At 38.5% G+C, this 19936-nt stretch carries 20 protein-coding genes; 11 read left to right on the forward strand and 9 right to left on the reverse strand.

The features are described from left to right. Nucleotides 1-203 precede the first annotated feature (203 nt). Nucleotides 204-3374 carry a GAF domain-containing protein gene (locus A0J48_RS11730; RefSeq protein ID WP_200323264.1) on the reverse strand — a complete coding sequence of 1057 codons (3171 nt, stop codon included), beginning with the start codon at nucleotides 3372-3374 and terminating at the stop codon, nucleotides 204-206. A 296-nt stretch (nucleotides 3375-3670) separates the two neighbouring features. Between A0J48_RS11730 and A0J48_RS11735 the strand changes: the two genes are divergently transcribed. After that, nucleotides 3671-3835, forward strand: coding sequence for a serine dehydratase (locus tag A0J48_RS11735; RefSeq protein ID WP_234300866.1), 165 nt, complete (start codon nucleotides 3671-3673; stop codon nucleotides 3833-3835). Between the two features lie 26 nt (nucleotides 3836-3861). On the opposite strand, the gene A0J48_RS11740 is transcribed toward A0J48_RS11735, so the two are convergent. Both A0J48_RS11740 and A0J48_RS11745 read right to left on the reverse strand, forming a co-directional pair. Then, the gene (locus A0J48_RS11740; protein ID WP_200323265.1) at nucleotides 3862-5598 is read right to left on the reverse strand and encodes an ABC transporter ATP-binding protein; all 1737 of its coding nucleotides are present in this window, start codon (nucleotides 5596-5598) and stop codon (nucleotides 3862-3864) included. Between the two features lie 200 nt (nucleotides 5599-5798). Further along, the gene (locus A0J48_RS11745; protein ID WP_234300867.1) at nucleotides 5799-6368 is read right to left on the reverse strand and encodes a DedA family protein; all 570 of its coding nucleotides are present in this window, start codon (nucleotides 6366-6368) and stop codon (nucleotides 5799-5801) included. A 326-nt stretch (nucleotides 6369-6694) separates the two neighbouring features. Here A0J48_RS11745 and A0J48_RS11750 point away from each other — a divergent pair, with 326 nt between their 5' ends. After that, on the forward strand, nucleotides 6695-7477 hold the full coding sequence (locus A0J48_RS11750; protein WP_200323266.1) for an ABC transporter permease: 783 nt from the start codon (nucleotides 6695-6697) through the stop codon (nucleotides 7475-7477). A 173-nt stretch (nucleotides 7478-7650) separates the two neighbouring features. Here the strand turns inward: A0J48_RS11750 and A0J48_RS11755 are convergent, their stop codons facing one another. Then, nucleotides 7651-8412 (reverse strand): Uma2 family endonuclease, encoded by a 762-nt coding sequence (locus tag A0J48_RS11755; RefSeq protein WP_200323267.1) that lies wholly within the window; start codon nucleotides 8410-8412, stop codon nucleotides 7651-7653. Nucleotides 8413-8502: 90 nt separating this feature from the next. Continuing rightward, entirely contained in the window at nucleotides 8503-9141 is a 639-nt protein-coding gene (locus tag A0J48_RS11760) for a Uma2 family endonuclease (RefSeq protein ID WP_200323268.1), read from the reverse strand. Between the two features lie 181 nt (nucleotides 9142-9322). On the opposite strand from A0J48_RS11760, the gene A0J48_RS11765 reads away from it, so the two are divergent. From A0J48_RS11765 to A0J48_RS11780, 4 genes are all read left to right on the forward strand, one after another. Beyond that, nucleotides 9323-10054 carry a pyridoxine 5'-phosphate synthase gene (locus tag A0J48_RS11765; RefSeq protein WP_200323270.1) on the forward strand — a complete coding sequence of 244 codons (732 nt, stop codon included), beginning with the start codon at nucleotides 9323-9325 and terminating at the stop codon, nucleotides 10052-10054. 191 nt (nucleotides 10055-10245) lie between these two features. Then, a complete protein-coding gene (locus A0J48_RS11770) occupies nucleotides 10246-10971 on the forward strand; it encodes a SnoaL-like polyketide cyclase (RefSeq protein WP_200323272.1) in 726 nt (241 codons plus the stop codon). A 65-nt stretch (nucleotides 10972-11036) separates the two neighbouring features. Beyond that, on the forward strand, nucleotides 11037-11366 hold the full coding sequence (locus A0J48_RS11775) for an MgPME-cyclase complex family protein (protein ID WP_200323273.1): 330 nt from the start codon (nucleotides 11037-11039) through the stop codon (nucleotides 11364-11366). Between the two features lie 132 nt (nucleotides 11367-11498). Next, nucleotides 11499-12245, forward strand: coding sequence for a hypothetical protein (locus A0J48_RS11780; protein WP_200323275.1), 747 nt, complete (start codon nucleotides 11499-11501; stop codon nucleotides 12243-12245). 79 nt (nucleotides 12246-12324) lie between these two features. Here the strand turns inward: A0J48_RS11780 and A0J48_RS11785 are convergent, their stop codons facing one another. The 3 genes from A0J48_RS11785 to folD form a co-directional block, all read right to left on the reverse strand. Beyond that, nucleotides 12325-12780, reverse strand: a complete 456-nt coding sequence (locus A0J48_RS11785; protein WP_200323277.1) for a divergent PAP2 family protein — start codon at nucleotides 12778-12780, stop codon at nucleotides 12325-12327. 278 nt (nucleotides 12781-13058) lie between these two features. After that, on the reverse strand, nucleotides 13059-13988 hold the full coding sequence (crtE, locus tag A0J48_RS11790; protein WP_200323279.1) for a geranylgeranyl diphosphate synthase CrtE: 930 nt from the start codon (nucleotides 13986-13988) through the stop codon (nucleotides 13059-13061). 172 nt (nucleotides 13989-14160) lie between these two features. Continuing rightward, nucleotides 14161-15039 carry a bifunctional methylenetetrahydrofolate dehydrogenase/methenyltetrahydrofolate cyclohydrolase FolD gene (folD, locus tag A0J48_RS11795; RefSeq protein ID WP_200323281.1) on the reverse strand — a complete coding sequence of 293 codons (879 nt, stop codon included), beginning with the start codon at nucleotides 15037-15039 and terminating at the stop codon, nucleotides 14161-14163. Nucleotides 15040-15071: 32 nt separating this feature from the next. Here folD and A0J48_RS11800 point away from each other — a divergent pair, with 32 nt between their 5' ends. From A0J48_RS11800 to A0J48_RS11820, 5 genes are all read left to right on the forward strand, one after another. Then, a complete protein-coding gene (locus A0J48_RS11800) occupies nucleotides 15072-15242 on the forward strand; it encodes a hypothetical protein (RefSeq protein ID WP_200323282.1) in 171 nt (56 codons plus the stop codon). Between the two features lie 132 nt (nucleotides 15243-15374). Continuing rightward, entirely contained in the window at nucleotides 15375-15797 is a 423-nt protein-coding gene (locus A0J48_RS11805) for a hypothetical protein (protein ID WP_200323283.1), read from the forward strand. 254 nt (nucleotides 15798-16051) lie between these two features. Then, on the forward strand, nucleotides 16052-16477 hold the full coding sequence (locus A0J48_RS11810) for an NUDIX hydrolase (protein WP_200323284.1): 426 nt from the start codon (nucleotides 16052-16054) through the stop codon (nucleotides 16475-16477). A gap of 185 nt (nucleotides 16478-16662) precedes the next feature. Further along, the gene (locus tag A0J48_RS11815) at nucleotides 16663-17097 is read left to right on the forward strand and encodes an NUDIX hydrolase (RefSeq protein WP_200323285.1); all 435 of its coding nucleotides are present in this window, start codon (nucleotides 16663-16665) and stop codon (nucleotides 17095-17097) included. A gap of 67 nt (nucleotides 17098-17164) precedes the next feature. Further along, nucleotides 17165-18265 carry an AI-2E family transporter gene (locus A0J48_RS11820; RefSeq protein WP_200323286.1) on the forward strand — a complete coding sequence of 367 codons (1101 nt, stop codon included), beginning with the start codon at nucleotides 17165-17167 and terminating at the stop codon, nucleotides 18263-18265. 317 nt (nucleotides 18266-18582) lie between these two features. On the opposite strand, the gene A0J48_RS11825 is transcribed toward A0J48_RS11820, so the two are convergent. After that, nucleotides 18583-19932 carry a TldD/PmbA family protein gene (locus A0J48_RS11825; protein WP_200323287.1) on the reverse strand — a complete coding sequence of 450 codons (1350 nt, stop codon included), beginning with the start codon at nucleotides 19930-19932 and terminating at the stop codon, nucleotides 18583-18585. Between the last annotated feature and the right edge of the window lie 4 nt (nucleotides 19933-19936).

Consider the following 19936-nt stretch of genomic DNA (forward strand, 5'->3'; position numbering starts at 1 on the left):
GATACATTTTGATGTACCTTGATGCAAGGGTTTTTACCTATTTTACCCCTTTTTCTTGCACCTTGTTCCTTTTTTCTTACCCTTAAACTCTTTATTTATCTGGCTTTTGGCTTTATTCAGCAAACCCTACATACTTCTGTTTTTTCACGCCTTTCTACTTATCACCAATTTATCAAACATTCTCAATCCTGACTCGTGAATTCTTACTCTTGTTCAATCAACTTTTCTAATGTTCTTCGCAAAGATGGAAACTGGTCAATTATTACAAATAATTTATCCATATCTAAGACATCTATTTGAGTTTGTAGAGAATTAGCGTAATCAACTAATAACTGACACTGATGCTCTTTTCCCCAGGAATATAGACGCTGAATAAACTGTTTTATCTCACGCATTTTGAGAGTTTTACGTAAGCTATGCCAGATAGTTTCTTCTGCTTGTTGTAACTTAGTTAATAATTTTGGTAAATCTATGGTATTGATGAATAATTGCGGAGAAACAGTATTAGTTTTAGAGCTATCGCTGGGATTTTCTTCTGCTATTATGCTCACTGGTTGTAAATACTTCTTAATTTCTGTAAATAGTTGTACACAGCTAATCGGTTTAGATAAACATCCCTGACAGATATTCTCAAGTATTTCTTGGTCTTGGAGATGACATGAAGCGGTGATAATTATGATAGGAATATGTTGAGTTTGTGGGTCTTTCTTAAGATGTGTAGCAACTTCTATGCCATTAATATCTGGCATGATTATGTCCAATAAAATTAAATCAGGATAGTGTAATTTAGCTAAATTAATAGCTTTTTGTCTATCTTCTGCCAGCAAAATATGATGATGAGTTTGGTGAAAATAGCCTTGGATTAAGTCTCGATTTGATGCTACATCATCTACAACCAAAATTGTGCTTGGTGCAAACTGGTTTAAATCATCAGGGGAAGATTCTGGAACTATTTTTATCATATCCGATCCGGGTGAAACGGCTGGAAATACAAAGGTAAAAATACTACCCTCTCCAGGTTCACTTTGCAGTGTTAATATGCCACCCATCATGTTGATTAATCGTTTAGTGATTGCTAGTCCTAGCCCTGTACCGCCATATTTACGACTGCTTTTTCCAGAGCTTTGAACAAATGCTTCAAAAATGCTTTGTTGCTGGTCACGGGCAATCCCAATACCTGTATCTTCAACAGCAATTTCTAACCAGATTTTTTCTTCTTGATCAGCAAAATATGACTTAGCACGGATAGATATTTTGATGTGTCCTTGTTCTGTAAATTTGACAGCATTCCCAACTACATTAAAGAGGATTTGCCGTAACCGGATTTGATCTATATCAATAGCTTGAGGTATTGTATCTTCAACTATTGAGTATAAAAGTAAATTTTTATCAGTTGCAATTGGGTTAAATATTTGGATAATTTCATTAATTAGTGTGCGTAAATCCACAGGTTCGTAGTAGAGATCCAGCTTTCCGGCTTCAATTTTGGACAGGTCGAGGATATCATTAATCAGTACGAGTAGAGTCCTGCCACTGGAGACAATAGCGTGAATATAAGATGATATTTGAGGTTCTGTAACAGTAGATTTTAATAAATTTGCAAAACCAATAATGGCATTCATGGGTGTACGAATTTCGTGGCGCATATTAGCCAAAAATTCACTTTTTGCTTGGTTAGCACTTTCGGCTTGCCTTGTTGCTTCTTCTAGAGCCAAATTTTTCAGTGTTAGTTCTTCCCGTCGAGTAGTTTCTTGTTCTAATAAAGCAGCTTGAGCCAGTGCAATTCCTACCTGAGCAGCCACAGCTTCTAGTATTTCAATTTCATCATGTTTCCACTCTCGAATTTGCTGATCCTGCAAAGTTTGCTTGCTGATACAGTGATGTATTCCAATGCAGCCATTAGGTTTTCCTTGGTAAGAAGTACGAATACATAACATTGATTTAATTTCTAGTTCGTAGCAAAGGTCAATCACAGGCTGCAATAATGCTTCAGTTTCAATATCTGAGATCACAATTGCCCGATCTTGAGCTAAGACTGCTTCAGCATGAGGATTATTGGCAACAGGAATTATCAATTTTTGGCTTGATTTATAATTTTCATTTAAGTATTCTGCTACCAAAGATAGATGAGGTTCGGGTTGGTCAAGATATGCATGAATTAGACAACGATGAACTCGAAACGCCCTACCAATTTGCACCGCAGCAGTTTCAAAAATATGTTGAGTTTGCAAATTCTGCCGAATTTGCTCAGTGATTTGCTTGAGTAGTACCTCTTTTTGTAACTGCTGTTGCAAGGTTGATTCTACTTGTTTACGTTCAGTAATATCTGTCAACATTACTAATGCACCTACATATTTTCCTGTAGCATCAAGAATTGGTGTTGTGGAAACTATTGCCCATAATTCAGAACCATCTTGACGACGAAATTTGAAATCTGGTTGATCTTGAATACCTTGATGACAATTTTCTAAGTATGTTTGGGCTATTTTTTGTTCTTCAATGCCCATAAAATTAAATAAAGGTTTGCCCAGCATTTCTTCTACAGAATAGCCCAACATTACTGCCATTTGAGGGTTGACAAAGCTAGTTTTGCTTTCTGTATCCAGCATCCAAATTCCTTCAGAAGTTGTTTCTACAATGCGTCGATATTGTTCTTCACTTTTTTGGAGTGCAGCTTCTGCTTGTTGAGCGCGGATTAACTCTTGTTGTAAACGTTGATTAGCCGCTTGCAGTTGAGAAGTTATTTCTGCTACTTTGGTTTCAAGTTTGGCATTGGCTGTCTGGACTTGTTGGAGTAAGGTGGCTTGTTGAATAGCGGTTGCTACCTGTACTGATAGTTGTTCTAGAAATTCCACTTCATCAGCTTCCCACGGACGCACATCGCTACAGCTATGGGCAATTAGTAGTCCCCAAGGTGAATTCTCTACTAAAATTGGTACTAATAAACAGGCTTTAATTTGATACTGTGTTAATAATTCAATATGATCAGGATTTAAATTTGATTGATAAATATTGGCTATAGATTGAGAAACTTTGTTGTGATGAGAATCTAGCCAATTTCGCTGGAAGTATTTATGTGGAATTATTTGATCTAGAATAGACAATTCGGTTGTGACAACAGATTCCACGGTGATTTTTCCACCACCATTAGGATCAAAACGATAAATAATTACACGCTCAACCTGTAGTAATTGCCGTACTTCTGTGACTGTGGTATTGAGAATTTCGTCTAAACTCAAAGATGTATAAATGCGTAAAACGACATCAGCTAACAGTTGATTGCGTTGCACCTGGGTTTTTAGTTTGGCTTTTTTGTTGCTAACCTGTTCTGATTGATTAGCGAAGTTATGAATTGAAGGATTTGTCGGTTGCATAATCAAAGCAAGAGTTTGAGTTTATAGGCATTATCTTAATTGTTCCCAAAATATTGCTCTAGCACGTTATAACTGTTATAGCTTAAGCTTTTTCGGATTTTACTAATAGTAATGATACGGATCACACCGTCTATTGGGCATTAATCACTCAGTAATCTAGATAAAATCACTGCCTCTTACTTACTAAGATCAGCTTTCGACTTATTCACAATCACAGTTGCATCCTATCGTCATCACTGTCCAACTCATCAAAATCACTGAATATTAATTATATAAACCAGCCAGGGAAAGCAGTCATGCAGTTAATTAATTGTATTTTTACCAATCATTCTCATTCTAGACAAGTTTCTACTCCTGTCAGTGAAACCATGACCCAAAATTACAATATTTATACCTTAGAAGATTTAATTCAAACTCTGGAAGAAGCCGCTAACTATTTGGCAGCTTTTTCTGCTATGTAAGGGTGTGGGAGTATAATGTTTTCTTCCTAGGAAAATTGCTGGGCATAAAACCGCGCATATCTACCTTCTAAAGCTAACAATTCTTCATGATTTCCTGATTCCACAATTTGTCCTTTTTCTAATACCAAAATGCGATCGCACTTTCTCACTGTTGATAATCTATGGGCAATAATTAACACAGTGCGGGTTTCCATTAATCTTTCCAAAGCTTCCTGCACTAAAGCTTCTGACTCGGAATCTAAGGCAGATGTGGCTTCATCAAGTATCAAAATTTGCGGATCTAAGAGTACAGCACGAGCGATCGCAATTCTTTGTCTTTGTCCACCAGATAAATTCACACCACGCTCACCTACCCAAGTATTATAACCTTCCGGTAGTTGCTGAATAAATTTATGAGCATTGGCAATTTTTGCCGCTTCTTCTACTGCCTTAATATCAAAATATTTTTGTCCAAAAGCAATATTTTGGGCAATAGTTCCGGAAAACATAATCGTTTCTTGTGGAACAATGCCAATTTGTCTTCTTAAACTATTTAATGTCACATCTCGAATATTGACACCATCTATAAAAATTTCCCCACTTTCAGGATCATAAAATCGCGGTAAAAGATTTACAAAAGTAGTTTTACCAGCACCAGAAGCACCCACAAGTGCGATCGCTTGTCCTGGCATTACTAATAAACTAATATTATTTAAAACCAGTTCCCCAGGTTTATAAGCAAACGTTACATCCCGGTATTCAATTTTGCCAATCACATCAGGCAGATTGGTAGCATGATCTTTTTCTAACACTGTTGGCTGAATTGCTAACAATTCAAAAACCCGGTCAACCGAGGCTTCACCTTGTTTAAATTCATTATAGTTATGAGTAGTATGACCAATAGGATCAATTAACAAAGCTGCTGCTGCTAAATAACTGAAAAATTCCCCTACAGTTAAATTTTTTTGAGAAATTTGCCATACTCCCACCATCAGCAAAGATAAAGCACTCACAGCTTCTAAAAATCCCACAATGGGAATTTGAATTGCTTTTAACCGTTCTGCTGAATATTTAGCTTTCAAACTACGTTCTGCTTCATAGCTAAATCTAGCAATTTCATAGTTTTCTGCGGCAAAAGCTTTGATTAAACGAATACCGCTAAATACTTCTGTCAAAATAGCTGATAAATCAGAAATCCGATTTTGACTTTTCAGAGAATATTTCCGTAATCTTTCCCCAAACCAACCAATTAAAATTCCCATCACGGGGGCAACAACAACTGTAGTAAGGGTGAGTTGCCAATTCAAATAAATCATGTAGATGGGAATAGCTATCAACTGCAAAACGCAGGGAACAAAATCATGAAAAAGCTTATTGATAACTTCCCCAACTCTGTCAACATCTTCCGTGAGACGGTAAGATAAATCTCCAGCTTTTGCGGTTTCAAAATAACTGAGATTTAGCTTTTGTAAATGTGAATAAACTTGTTGACGGAGATGAAAAGCCACTCTTAAAGCTGCACGTGCCATGTATAAATCTTGTACAGCTTGGAAAAAGCCCCGCACCAAAAATACCAAAGCACAAATCCCCGTTAATTGGGCGATCGCTACTACATTACCTTGTCCAAAGGGAACTGCCAACTTCCCAGCGAGATTAATCAGCGTTAAAGTGGCCAATACATATCCTAATATTCCCACAAAACCCTTAGCAATGGTTTCCCACTGGGTGCGAATATAAGGTAAAAGTTGCCAATAATTAGAGCGTGAATTAGAGCGTGTGTTCAAAACCTAAACTTCCAAAAAAATATTTTTCCTTTGTTTGACGTTACCAGTTTTTGGCTAAATTTGGTAATGGGTTATTCACCTGTCACCTGTCACCTGTCACCTGTTACCTGTTACCTGTCACCTGTCACCTGTCACCTGTCACCTGTCACCTGTCACCTGTCACCTGTCACCTGTCACCTGTCACCTGTCACCTGTCACCTTTATTTATTCGCTCTATTTTCTTTAATGACATGAACAATCGAAGGTAATAAAGAAACCATAATAATTAAACCAATGATTGGTAATAGATATTTATCTAATTGTTCTGCTGGTAGTGACTTACCTAAAAAGAAACCTAACATAGTAATGCCAAAAGTCCAAACAAAACCACCAATCAGGTTGTAAACCATAAATGTGCGATAGTGCATAGAACCAATACCTGCTACAATTGGGGCAAAGGTGCGAATAATTGGCATAAATCTTGCTAAAACAATAGTTTTTTTACCATGCTTTTCATAAAATGCTTGAGTTTTCACAACGTGATTTTTATGAAATAACCAAGACTCTTCTTGATCAAATAATTTTCTGCCAAATTTATGGCCAGTAAAGTAACCTACATTATCCCCAAACACAGCACAAACAAACGCACCAAAAATTAGCACCCAAATATTCAGTAATTGCTGAGAAGCCACAAATCCTGCTGTAAATAGTAAACTATCACCAGGAAGAAAAAAGCCGATCAGTAGGCCAGATTCAGCAAAGATAATTCCCCATACCCCAAAGTAACCCAATGATTTAATTAGAGGTTGTTTTAAAAGTTTGAGATGGTTATTTTCAACACTTCTAGATCCCCCCTAACCCCCTTAATAAGGGGAACTAGATTCAAAGTCCCCCTTATTAAGGGGGATTTAGGGGGATCTGAAAATCTTTGATACACCATGAGAGACTTTTCAAACATCCTCTAATTAAATCTGGTAAATTAAAATGCATGAAATCTCACCTGCTCAAGAAGTTGCATTCAACATCTTAACGTTCAAAATTTTCTGAAAATAAAAATTAATATTAAGATTATAAAAAGTTATTTTAGATGTTGTAGATATTGGTTTAAAGGAACAAGATGGAAAGATATTTAAAAGTGTTACGATTATTTTGGAGTGCTGCGATCGCCGCAGAAATGGAGTACCGTCTTAACTTCATCATCGCCACCTTCAGCAGTATCGGTAATCTCGTAGGTAGCATTTTTGGACTATTCCTATTTTACCGCAACGGTTACACCTTTCCTGGTTGGTCATGGTCAGCCGCTTTAATAGTTTTAGGAATATTTACCTTATTACAAGGCTTTTCTGCCACTTTTTTAGCACCTAACTTAAACCAAATTGTTCGTCACGTTCAAGAAGGAACTTTAGACTTTGTATTATTAAAACCTATCCGCAGTCAGTTTTGGCTTTCTACTCACACTCTATCACCCTGGGGATTACCAGATTTAATCTTTGGCTGTATGATCATTGGCTATGCAGGTAACAATCTAGGTTTAGGAATAGACAAATACTTACTGAGTATATTTCCCTTGACCTGCGGTTTCGTGATTCTTTACAGCCTCTGGTTTATGCTGGGAGCTACGAGTATTTGGTTCGTGAAAATTTACAACGTTACAGAAGTATTACGGGGTTTATTAGAAGCTGGCAGATATCCAATAGTAGCTTATCCAGCTGCTTATAGAGTTTTCTTTACCTTTGTAGTTCCAGTGGCATTTTTAACCACAATTCCTGCCCAAGCAATGTTAGGTGAAACTCAGTTAACTTGGTTATTTGGTGCAGTCATATTAGCGGTGATATTATTTTTAATTTCCACTTGGTTTTGGCGGTTTGCATTAAGGTTTTACACCAGTGCTTCGAGTTAATTATTAACGAAGGCAGGAGGCAGGGGGCAGGAGGCCGTTTTTGTAACAAGGAATTTATACCCCGCTCCAAAAACTTTGGGCGAAGTCCGGTTTTAGTCCCAATTGTTTAGATAATCACTGTAAGCCGGGGAATACCATCAACAGCGATGACTCCCCAACCTACAAAAAAGAGATTACAACATATCTGGATTTTCACCCAGTTCTCTTAATCTAGCAGCCAATCTAGCCGCCTGTGCTTTAGCTTCCTCCTCTCTTAATTTAGCTTCCTCAGCTTGTATAACTGCAATTTCTGCTTGTGATTTTGCCGCTTCTTCTGGTAACAAAACTAAATTGCCAGCAACATCATAAAATCGTACCCAGATTGCACTTTCCCTATCTATAGTTCCTTCCCAAGTTCCTAACCAAAAACCCAAACGTCTACACCATAACCAACCATTTTCATTAGGTGTTAAAGGTTGATATTCTTGGTTTTCATCTAAATGCCATCCTTGTAAAGAATTAGGGTCAAAAGGATCATAGACAAAATAATCTGAAGTCCGAAAAGTCTGTTCATAAAGGTCTTTTTTAATGCCTTTATCTATAGCTGCTGTAGACCGTGACATTAATTCCACAATCACATCAGGATAGCGACCATCTTCTTCCCAAACCACCCAACCTTGTCTAGAAGCTGTGCCGTCAACATTAAGAACAGCGAAAAAATCAGGGCCACGAAAATCACGATTTATTAGCTGGTTACTGCTGTAGTAAATAAACATATTGCCCCCAGTAAAATAATCACTGCGATCGCACCAAGCCTGTTGCAACGACCGAATGAGGACATTCATGGCAATACGATGTCGATTTGATTCCAAGGGTTCACCATCATCAAATATTAAATCTGTAGGTGGGTTGTGGGGTTCCCAGTCCACAATGGCTAGATTGTTTTCGGTAGTCATGAGCAATTATCACCTTTTTCATCAAGCCTTAAATCTTAATCATAATCTGTTTTCAGCTTCCTAAAATTAAAATGTGCAGATTAAAAATGGCTACAAATTATCCCTAACCCAACTCCTAAAGTTCCGCATCGCCTGACTTCTGCCAATAGTTAAACACTGCTGCACATACTCATTAACTAATTCCAAAATCGGGATATTAGGAAAATTAGGACTAGATTGAGATTTTACATATTTCCCTTCCTGTAACAAGAAAATTTCCAAACCTTGTTGTTTATATCGCCAAAGTTCAGGAACTCCCAAAATTTCATAATTTTCAAATCGAGTCCGAGAAGTAATATCAATTTCAATCGCTAAATCTGGTGGTGGATCTATATTTAAATCAATTCGATTTTTACCAATTACAGCCGCTTGATTTTGAATATAAAAACTAGTATCTGGTTCTACAGCTTGACCCATCCTCTGATTTTTCAGTGTGGTAGAACCAAAAGGTTCAAAATCAATTTGCAGATGGTCTAATAAAATTCTGACAAACTCACCAACTATTTCTTTATCTTTTTCGTGTTCAGGTAAAGGAACCATAATCTCTAACCAGCCATCACTATAAGAAATACGTGCAGCACGCCTTTCTCCCATTTCTTCTAAAATATTTTCTAACTGCTGCCAACTAATATCCTTGAGTAACATTTGTTGGCCAGGGTTGACAATAATTTGTTGAAGTTCTAAAAGCATATCGCCTCTTTATAATTGATAATTGATAATTGATAATTGATAATTGATAATTGATAATTATTTATTTTCTCCTTTTACTCCTTACCTGATCATAACCACAATTTTTAACACCAACCTACTCATACCTCCTGAATTAGTTAAAATCAAAATCTAAAACACAGTGCAACAGGAGAAACCAGGCGTGCCTACACTCGGTGTAAATATTGACCATATCGCTACCATTCGCCAAGCCAGAAGAACAGTAGAACCAGATCCCATCGCCGCTGCGGTATTAGCCGAATTAGCAGGTGCAGACGGCATTACCGCCCATTTGCGGGAGGACAGAAGACATATTCAAGATAGAGATGTGCGTCTGTTGCGGCAAACAGTAAGAACGCACTTAAACTTAGAAATGGCAGCAACTGATGAAATGTTGGGAATTGCCCTCGACATTAAACCCGATTATGTCACATTAGTACCAGAAAAACGCGAAGAAGTAACCACAGAAGGCGGTTTGGATATTGTCGGGCAAATTGCTAGAATAGGAGAGATAGTAGATAAATTGCAAAATGCTGGCATTCCCGTGAGTTTGTTCATTGATGCCGAACCAGCACAAATCGAAGCGTCTGCCAAGGTTCAGGCAAAATTCATTGAACTACACACAGGACAATATGCTGAAGCCAAAGATGAAACCACTCGTCAACATGAACTAGCTTTATTAGCACAAGGGTGTGAACAAGCGATTAAAGCTGGGTTGCGAGTGAATGCTGGTCATGGACTTACATACTGGAACGTTTACCCAGTAGCGGCACTTCCAGGTATGGAAGAACTCAATATTGGCCATACTATCATTAGTCGAGCGGCTTTAGTAGGAATGGAAAGAGCCGTCCGAGAAATGAAACAAGCAATGAAGGGAACAGGGGATGGGGTGTAGGGTGTAGGGTGTAGGGTGCGGGAAAACAACTTCATCGTCAACTCCTGATAGCGAAGCGTGGCGTTAGCCATACTCCTGAACTCCTGATAGCGGAGCGTGGCGTAAGCCATACTCCTGAACTTCTTCCACGAGAGGGGTTGTAGCTGCGTAATCCTCAAAACTTAGAGTCACATTAGTAACTTCAGACTGCTATGACTGCCAAACAGCCTAACAACCTGCCTCTTTGGGTACAAGACCGGGATACAGTAATCGCATACAGCACCCATGCAGAATGGCGCTATCAAACACCCCCGGATTATACCCGTTCTAACGAAAATCTCGCTCAAGAAAGTACCTGTAATCACTTAGAGGGTACACTAGAAGCCCTCGTGCAGAACTTGGTCAGAACCTTCGAGATGGAGGTATCTTTCAAAAGCAACCCCCAGCAATGGTTATCTGTGGTGACAGATAAGTTTCGGGTTAGTACCAATGGCGGTAAAGAGTATACAGCAGCAGATTTATCAGCCCAAGGTACTTATAACTTATTTATGGCTGACTCCGAACATTACAAAGCTTCGGAAGAAAGTTTTGAATCATCAGCTAAAATATTCCACAGTACCTTTCCACAAGGATTTCCTTGGGAAGTGCTAGAAGTGTACTCAGGACCACCTAATGTTGCATTTAAGTGGCGGCACTGGGGACATTTCCGGGGTGCTTACAAAGATTTTGCACCTACGGGGGAAACAGTGGAAATTATCGGTATGAGTGTAGCTCATGTCACTGATGATTTAAAGATTCTGTCCGTGGAACACTATTTTGACAACAACCTGTTTTTAGAAAAGCTGACAGCAGGTGGCAAACTAGTCAATAGTGAAAACGAAAACAAAGCTGGTGCTTGCCCCTTCAGTTCTTGGTTTAAGGGATTCAAAAAAAGTTAACTGATTAGGGTACAGTATTGCTGCTGTACCCTATAAATTATCAAATAGTAACCAAAGGATAAAACATGACAACATACTATTACGTTTTGGCTAGTCAACACTTTCTGCTGGAAGAAGAGCCAATACACGAAGTTTTGAAGGAACGTACCCGTCATTACCACGAACAAGAAAAAGAAATTGATTTTTGGTTAGTGAAAAACCCAGCTTTTCTAGAAGCACCAGAAATGGCAGACAATAAAAAGAAGTGTCCTAAACCTCCAGTGGCAATTATTTCTACCAATTCTCAATTTATTACTTGGTTAAAATTGCGTCTAGAGTATGTAATAACTGGAGAATTTCAGGCTCCTTCACCAAAAATTCCTGATGCTTTGGCATCTTTAACAACTGTGTCATAAAGTCAAGGCAGGGAGCAGGCAGCAGGGGGAAAATAACAACTGATAACTGTTAACTGCTCCACACCATACTTAGCAACATAAACAGATAAGTTGGCAATTTACTCAGAGTAGAATCTATATATTAGGTATCCAATGTTTGTACCAAAATTTTATTCTTTACCAAGTGCTTTATTACCAGTATTAGCTACGGTCGCCGCAAGTATCACGCCCTTGATTAGTAGTATTGATCCTGTTTTTGCCCAAGCAGCTATTCCTGTATGTCAACCGCCTAATCCTGGGGAGTATCTGTTATTAGTTGTTAGTCCCACAACTAGTAATCAACAACAATTACGCAGTGCTTTACCATCTGATTTGAAAACAGTTACTTGTCAATATTTGAATGAAACAGTAACGCGAATTGGTGGTTTTAATAAAATTGATGATGCTAACCGTTGGGCAAAATATGTTAACAATATTGTGGGTTTATCTGCCATTATTACCACTCGACCAACATCACCAACAGTAGCACCTGCAACAATCACACCGCCAATTACGACATCAACAAGAGTTGTACCTGCAACAGTCGCACCGACAATCACGACATCAGCAACTGTACCAAATCAGAAAGTTAGTTATAATCCCAGAGTTTTGGGAGATGGTTTTGCAGTATTGGTGGATTATTTCAACCGCCCCGAACTGGCAAATAGTGTACAAATGGCTGTGGGGGGTAATGTCGGTCTTGTTTCCTATGGGCAACGCCCTTATTTATTGGCTGTTTATACTACCAACCAAACCGAGGCATACAACACATTACAAAAATTAACTGAAAAAGGGTTTTTTGCCCTATTAGCAGATGGAAGAAAAGTAATGTTGCTGCGCTCAGTTGTCAGTTCAAAGTGATTTTTTTCAGCTATCAGTTAACAGTTGTCAATTGTTATTTTCCCCCTGCTCCCTATTCCCTGTTACCTATTCCCTATTACTAATAAGCGGCTCTAGATAGCCAATAAATTGTTATTCCTAAAGCTGAACCTGCTATTACTTGAACTGGTGTATGTCCAAGTAGTTCTTTGAGACGGTCTTGACTAAATTCTGGTTTTTCATGAAATAATTCATCAATCATTTGATTGAGTATTCGAGCTTGTTTACCAGCGGCTTGGCGCACTCCCGCTGCATCATACATGACAATGATGGCAAAAACCGCAGCTACGGCAAAATCAGGAGATGACCAACCCAGAGTTTGCCCCACACCAGCCGCTAAAGCTGTTACTAAAGCGGAATGGGCGCTAGGCATACCTCCTGTGGTAACTAAGACACGCACATTTATTTTGCGATGTTTGATAACTTCAAAGATGAGTTTTAATCCTTGAGCCACAAAACAAGCTACAAGAGCAACCAGCAGCACCCGGTTGTTGAAAATGTCGCCTATGTCCTGCATGGTATTTTGGTTTGGTAATGTTCAGTAATTAATTTATGAGTAACAGTTGTGTGTTGAGGAAAAGTTGTTGATGTCAGTAGTTAGCTGTCAAAACATTGTGGTGCATAATTTTGTAACTATAGCAGGTGACTCCAGTTAAAAGGGTTGGATTGTCTATGTTTTATCATCTGTTGTTGTCCTAACCACTTTGGCTGTTGCTATAAATTTTGGATTTGCGATTTTAAATTTGAGATTGTCTAATCCAAAATCCAAAATCCACAATCCAAAATCCAAAATGTTTAGTGATTGCGATTGATGATGAAGTGAGCGATCGCTTGGAGAGGGACTGCTTTTTCTCCATAGAATGCCAATTCTGCACAAGCTTCTTCCACCAGTTGTTTTGCTTTAGCGCGAGATTCTTCAATTCCCCACAGGCTGGGATAGGTGACTTTTTGTGCTTTGAGGTCTTTACCTGCGGTTTTACCTAATTGTTCTTGGGTGGCAGTGATATCCAGAATATCATCTATGATTTGGAAGGCCAGACCAATATTTTGAGAATAATGAGTTAATTTTTGTATATCTGAAGGGGATGCTCCGGCAATAACTCCTCCGCAAACCACAGATGCTTCTAACAAGGCGGCTGTTTTGTGGTTATGAATAAAATTCAGGGTTGCCAAGGAAATATCTGACTTACCTTCCGATTCTAAATCTACCACTTGACCACCAACTAAACCAGCAGCGCCCAAAGCCTTACCCAGACGGGCAATTACCTCTAAAGTTCGCTCTGCGGGGACGTTTTTGGGGGTTTGGGTGGCTACGAATTCAAAAGCCAAAGCTAACAACCCATCCCCGGCTAAAATTGCAATATCTTCGCCGTAGACTTTGTGATTTGTTAACTTACCACGGCGGTAATCGTCGTTATCCATTGCTGGTAAGTCATCATGAATCAAGGACATGGTGTGAATCATCTCTACAGCACAAGCTGTTGGCATGGCCATGTCCATAGTGCCACCCATAATTTCACAGGCCGCAAGGCAAAGAATGGGACGTACACGCTTACCTCCAGCGAGGAGGGAGTAGCGCATGGATTCGTAAATTGTTTCTGGATAAACTACAGGAATCGCTTGATCCAAGGCAGTGTCACAAAGCTGTTGTCTTTCTTTGAGATAGGCAGCGAGGTTGAATCTGGCTGGTTCTGATGTTTTTTGAAAGTTATCCGTTGCTACCATACTGCAATTCCTAAAGTTTTGGTTTATTGTGATGTGTGTGACAATTTTACGGTGTGGTGGAGCAGAAACATTCGCTGGATTTTAGATTTGGGATTTTGGATTTGGGATTTTGGATTTTACTTAGATTCCATAAATCTCAAATCGCTTCAGTTAAATAAGAAACTATTACTCCTTAATTACTGGTTGTCCGCAAATAGCTAGATACCGTATTTTGCAATAGCATAGCGACTGTCATTGGACCAATACCACCGGGAACTGGGGTGATATATTCTGCCACCATAGCCGTTGTTGAAAAGTCGATATCGCCGACTAAACGACTTTTGCCACTGCTATCAGTGATGCGATTTATCCCCACATCTACCACAACAGCGCCCGGTTTCACCATATCAGCTGTGATTAATCCTGGAATACCTGCTGCGGCAATGAGAATATCAGCATTTTGGGTGATGGTTTTGAGGTCTTGGGTGCGGGAGTGGGCAATAGTGACTGTCGCATCAGCCTCTAATAGCATCAATGCCATTGGCTTACCAACTAAAATACTACGTCCTACCACCACTGCCTGTTTTCCCACCAGGGGAATTTTATATTCTTCTAGCAGTCGCATCACACCCGCTGGTGTACAGCTGCGTAAACCTGTCTCACCCCGCACCAGTCGTCCCAAGTTAACAGGGTGCAGCCCATCAGCATCTTTATCCGGTGCAATTTTATGTAAAAGTGCAATCGCATCTAAATGTTTAGGTAAGGGTAACTGTACCAGAATTCCATCTACCCTTTTATCTTGGTTGAGTTCAGCAATTACTTCCTCTAGTTCAGTTTGGCTAGTTTCCGTGGGAAAATGCTTCCCAAAAGAGGCAATTCCTACTTTGGCGCAAGCTTTTTCTTTGTTGCTAACATAAGCTGCTGAAGCTGGGTTATCACCAACCATTAGCACAGCTAAACCCGGAGGTCGGTCAATTTTCGGTTGTAAGTTTGTAATAGTAGCAGCCAATTCTTGCTGAATTTTAGCCGCTAATGCTTTACCATCAAGGATTTTGGCAGTTTGTGTTTCCATTGTTAATTAGTCAGAAGAAGGAGTTGAGGAGTATGGCTAACGCCACGCTCCGCTATCAGAAGTTCAGGAGTGCCACCCGCAGGTTGGAGCTTACGCTAACAGGAGTCAGAAGAAAAGATACATTTGGGTTCTTAATTCCTTACACCCTACAACCTACACCTTATCCCTTTTCTTCACCTGTTCCCTGTCACCTATTGCCTTGACTATTTTCTCAGATTAGCTGCCTTAACTGAAGGATAAAAGAGAGGAGGAACAGCTGAACCCTTTTTTTTGGTCAGCACAACATAGATAGTATGAATAAAAACTTGAAGAAATTGGTGACAAGGTAAGGATTAATGCAAAAATTATCTCAATTGCTGGCTTTTATGCAACAAACAAAACTTTCTTATTTGAGGTTCTTGCCGCAAGGATTGGCTTTTTTTCTGGTTGTAGGACTGTGTAGTTGTAGTAATGGCAAACCTACGGAATTGAATTTCAACAATTTTAGGATTGGCGCTAATGTAACACCGATTCGGGAAATTAAACCTGTAGAGGATAATAAGGCTACAGTTTACATCCAAGGCAAGGTAGAAAAAGAAGCTCCTCTAGTAAAGCAGCGGGGATATCAAATTGCTGACTCAACTGGGAAAATCTGGGTTGTGACTAATCAAAGCAATCTGAAAGTGGGACAAGACGCAGTGTTTAAGGGCAAAATAAAATACAAGAGTATTCCTTTGGCTGGTCAGGAGTATGGAGAAGTTTACCTAGAAGAAGAATAATATTATAGCGGTTGTCAGTTGGAAGATAATTAAGAATTCAGGAGTTAGCAGTCAGGAATCAGAATGCTTATGAAATGAAGAATAGAGACAAGTGAGATTTTATCAAAATCATCAAATTTGACTAAAAAAGCCTTTATTCTCCTGATTTGGAGTATTCTCTATCCTGAATACTTACGATGATAACAAACAGTTATCATAAAACTCAGATATAAAAGGAATTTCAACTATTTTCCCTATTCCCTATTACCTGCTATATGAACAATCAAATTGAACAAGTTGCCATCGCTATTCTTTACCAAGATAACAAATTTCTCATGCAATTACGGGATAATTTCCCTCATATTGCCCACCCTGGTTGCTGGGGATTATTTGGTGGACATCTTGAACCTGGTGAAGCACCAGAAATAGCCCTCCAGCGAGAAATTTTAGAAGAAATTGGTTATGAGTTACCATCTTTTTCTAAATTTGGTGTTTACTCTAATGTCAAAGTTTTACATCATGTTTTTCATGCACCATTGTTAGTGGCATTAGATCAACTGGTTTTAAATGAAGGCTGGGACATGGGATTTTTAACCCCAGAAGATATTCGTCAAGGTGGTTGTTATTCAGCAATAGCTGGAGAAATACGACCGTTGGGGGATATAACTCACCAAATTATGCTGGATTTTATTTCTAACTGAAAATATTTTCAGTTATCTATTCTCTGTTCCCTATTATATAGGACTACTATTTGATTTTTGATAGCTTGCGTGGCGTAGCCATACAAAACTCAGTACACCTAAATTCTATAAAACCCTCTTGCCTTTTGCCTCTTGCCTTTTGCCTGCCTACACAAGTAAATTCAGAAACCAAACCGGATTCCTATATGAATAATCAATTACCAGAAGTTGCGATAGTAATTCTCTACCAAGACCACAAATATCTCATGCAACTACGGGATAACATTCCTAACATAGCTGCTGCTGGTTGCTGGGGATTGTTTGGTGGTCATCTTGAACCAGGAGAAACACCAGAAATAGCACTGGTGCGAGAAGTTATTGAAGAAATCGGTTATGAGTTAACCTCTTTCGCTAAATTTGGAATTTATGCCGATGAAAAAGTGATTCGTCATGTTTTTCAAGCACCATTATTAGTAGGATTAGAACAACTGGTTTTAAATGAAGGTTGGGATATGGGATTTTTAACACCAAAAGATATTCACCAAGGTAGTTGTTATTCAGCTATCGCTGGTGAAGTCAGACCTTTAGGAATTCCCCATCAAAGGATTATGGTGGATTTTATTAATCGTGCCAACGACTAATCAATCAGTGATTGAGAAGTTGTTAAAAGTGAATCAATTAAATTACTAATTTGGTGGAGTCTACTTCATGCAAACGGTCAACAAATTACCAAAATGGTTAAGCATAGGCTTGGCATTTCCTATCGCCATTCTGAATGGTTGGTTATTAATCCAATTTGTTCAATATTTTCAACCTTTAGTTAGTGTTATTTCTGTTGCGATTTTATTAGCTTTTGTTTTGGATTATCCGATTAAATTTTTTCATCAACGGGGAGTACCGCGTAATTTAGCAATTGTGGGAGTTTTACTATTAGCGGTAATCATTCTGGGTGCTGTAGGTGTAATTTTAGTACCTCTGATTTTTCAACAACTCAACGAATTAGTTAATATTCTTCCAGTTTGGATTGATTCGGGAACTGAACAATTACAAGCTTTTCTAAATTGGGCTGCTACACAGGAATTACCTGTAAATATCACAGGTTTAGCAACTCAGTTATTAGAAAAAATTTCTAGTCAATTTCAGTCTTTTACGGGCAAGATTCTGAGTTTTGCATTTGATACAATTGGGTTTTTAGTAAATTTACTCTTAGCAGTCGTCTTAACTATTTATTTAATCTTAAATGGTGAAAGAATGTGGGACGGAATTTACCAATGGTTTCCTAACCATATCAGCACAAAAGTCAGAGCATTACTAAAAGAGGATTTTCAAAATTATTTCATTGGTCAAGCAACTTTAGGGGCGATTTTAGCGGTAACAGTTACTTTGGCATTTGTAGCGTTAAGAATTCCTTTAGCTTTGCTGTTTGGAATTGGTATTGGTATTTTCTCTCTTTTCCCTTTTGGAACTGGTATAGGTATTGGTATTGTGAGTTTATTGGTAGCGTTAGAAAATTTTTGGGAAGGGGTGGAAGTTGCAGCAATAGCGGTGACAATTGACCAAATTAATTCTAATATTGTTGCACCCAGGATTTTGGGTAATTTGACTGGTTTAAATCCTGTTTGGGTGGTGATTTCTTTGTTAATTGGTGCAAAATTGGGTGGGGTTTTAGGTTTGTTGGTTGCTATTCCTATTGCTAGTTTTATTAAGGATATTGCTGATAGTTGGCGGGCGGGTGAGTTGAGGAAAATTGATGATGTAGATGGGAGTGTAATTGAAACGCAAAGGGGAGCGGAGGTTAACGCCAGATAGCAAAACTTCATCAAAACCGCTATCAACAGACCCACTCAAAAAACGGGAAACACAGAAACAAGAAAGACTCAAGTGTCAACCAGGGGTACAACCAGGACATCAAGGAAAAACCCGAATTGAGGTTGGTCGAGTAGACAGATTTGAAATATTGCAACAAAACCAATGTCTACTCATTTACTACTCAAAAAAGTCCGGTATACATTAGATTGCAGATCGATGAGGTAAAGTAACTTCCCAGCCAGACAGTAAAGGAGTTTTACTCCTGACTCCTGAATTCTGAATTCTTAGAATCTTGTAAATCCTGATTCTGACAGTTATTACAACGTATAAGTGAAATCTTCCACCAACATTCCTGGAACTAAACTACCACCTAATTGCCGACTTTCATAAGTTCCCACTTCAGGAATAAATTCTTGAAAATTAGTGAAATCAATGAGATTTTCTGCACCCCAAAAGCGATATAGACTTTCATCGAAACGCAGATTTTCAATAGGTGCGACTATTTCTCCATTTTCTACCCAAAAGCAAGCATAACGAGTCATACCTGTAATTCTACCAGTTGGGCGATCGCTCCAATTTAAATAATGCAAATTAGAAAGATATAATCCTGTATCTAAACTGGTTAAAATCTCCTCAAATCTCAAATTACCTAGACTTATTTCTGGAGAACGTAAAGTTTCTGAACTATTCGCACCATTTGCTTGTTTATTATATTCTTTAGCCGTGCGAGAATTAACGAGGCTATTTACCAAAACACCTTCTTCTATTAATTTTAACTCCGGTGCTGCCATTTCTCCTAAATCATTGAATCTAGGAACTAAACCCAGTTGAAAATTTTCTTTTAAACTCAACTTTTCTGAAAGCTGTTTTTCCTGACGAGACAAAGCAGCTAAAGCACTGTTACCTTGTTGAATATCAGCTTCACCAATAGCACCCCAAGATAGCATAGCTAATAAATCAGCAACAGCCGCAGGAGCAAAATAAGTTTTGTATTGTCCTTTTGGTAAATCTTTAGGTGAACGCGACAGCATTGCTAATTGTTGCTTACCATCATTTATCTTGGCTATATAAGCAGATTCATCCCACTCACTCCCAGCAAAAGTGCCTTTTACAGCTTGTCCTGATGTCAGAAATAATGAATAGTCTAAATTAAAAGAATCAGTTACAAACCAGTGTTTTTGTCCGTTAGAATCACCATAACCTCTAATTACCACTCCCCCAGCATAGCTACCAGTAAAATCTAAGTCAGCGACAGATTCTAATATATTACCAACCACAGTTTCTGGTGCTAATAATTTACCTATATTAACTTCTCGACTAGTATTATTTTCCGTAGGTAAAACTAAATAAGGATCAATAGGTAAAAGAGTCAATTCATCCCGTAAGTCTTGTAAAGCTGTGTATGCTAATTGCCAATCTGATTCCCACTCTCCAGTAAAAGGAATTTGACGGAAACTGGTGCGCTGATTTTCCATTAAAGTTATTTGAATCCAACCATCAGCAACTAATCCTGTTTGCCGCACCTTAGCATGATTAAAGCGAGTAAATTGGCTTATTTCGCTATTGAGTCTGACTGTGAAATGTTCATTTTCTGCTTTTTTTATGAGCAGCATTTCTATCAGTTGATCAAAGTTTTTTTCTAATGTTGATAATTCTTCTATTTGCATTTTT

The sequence above is a fragment of the Sphaerospermopsis aphanizomenoides BCCUSP55 genome (assembly GCF_001586785.1).
Lineage (GTDB): Bacteria > Cyanobacteriota > Cyanobacteriia > Cyanobacteriales > Nostocaceae > Sphaerospermopsis_A > Sphaerospermopsis_A aphanizomenoides_A.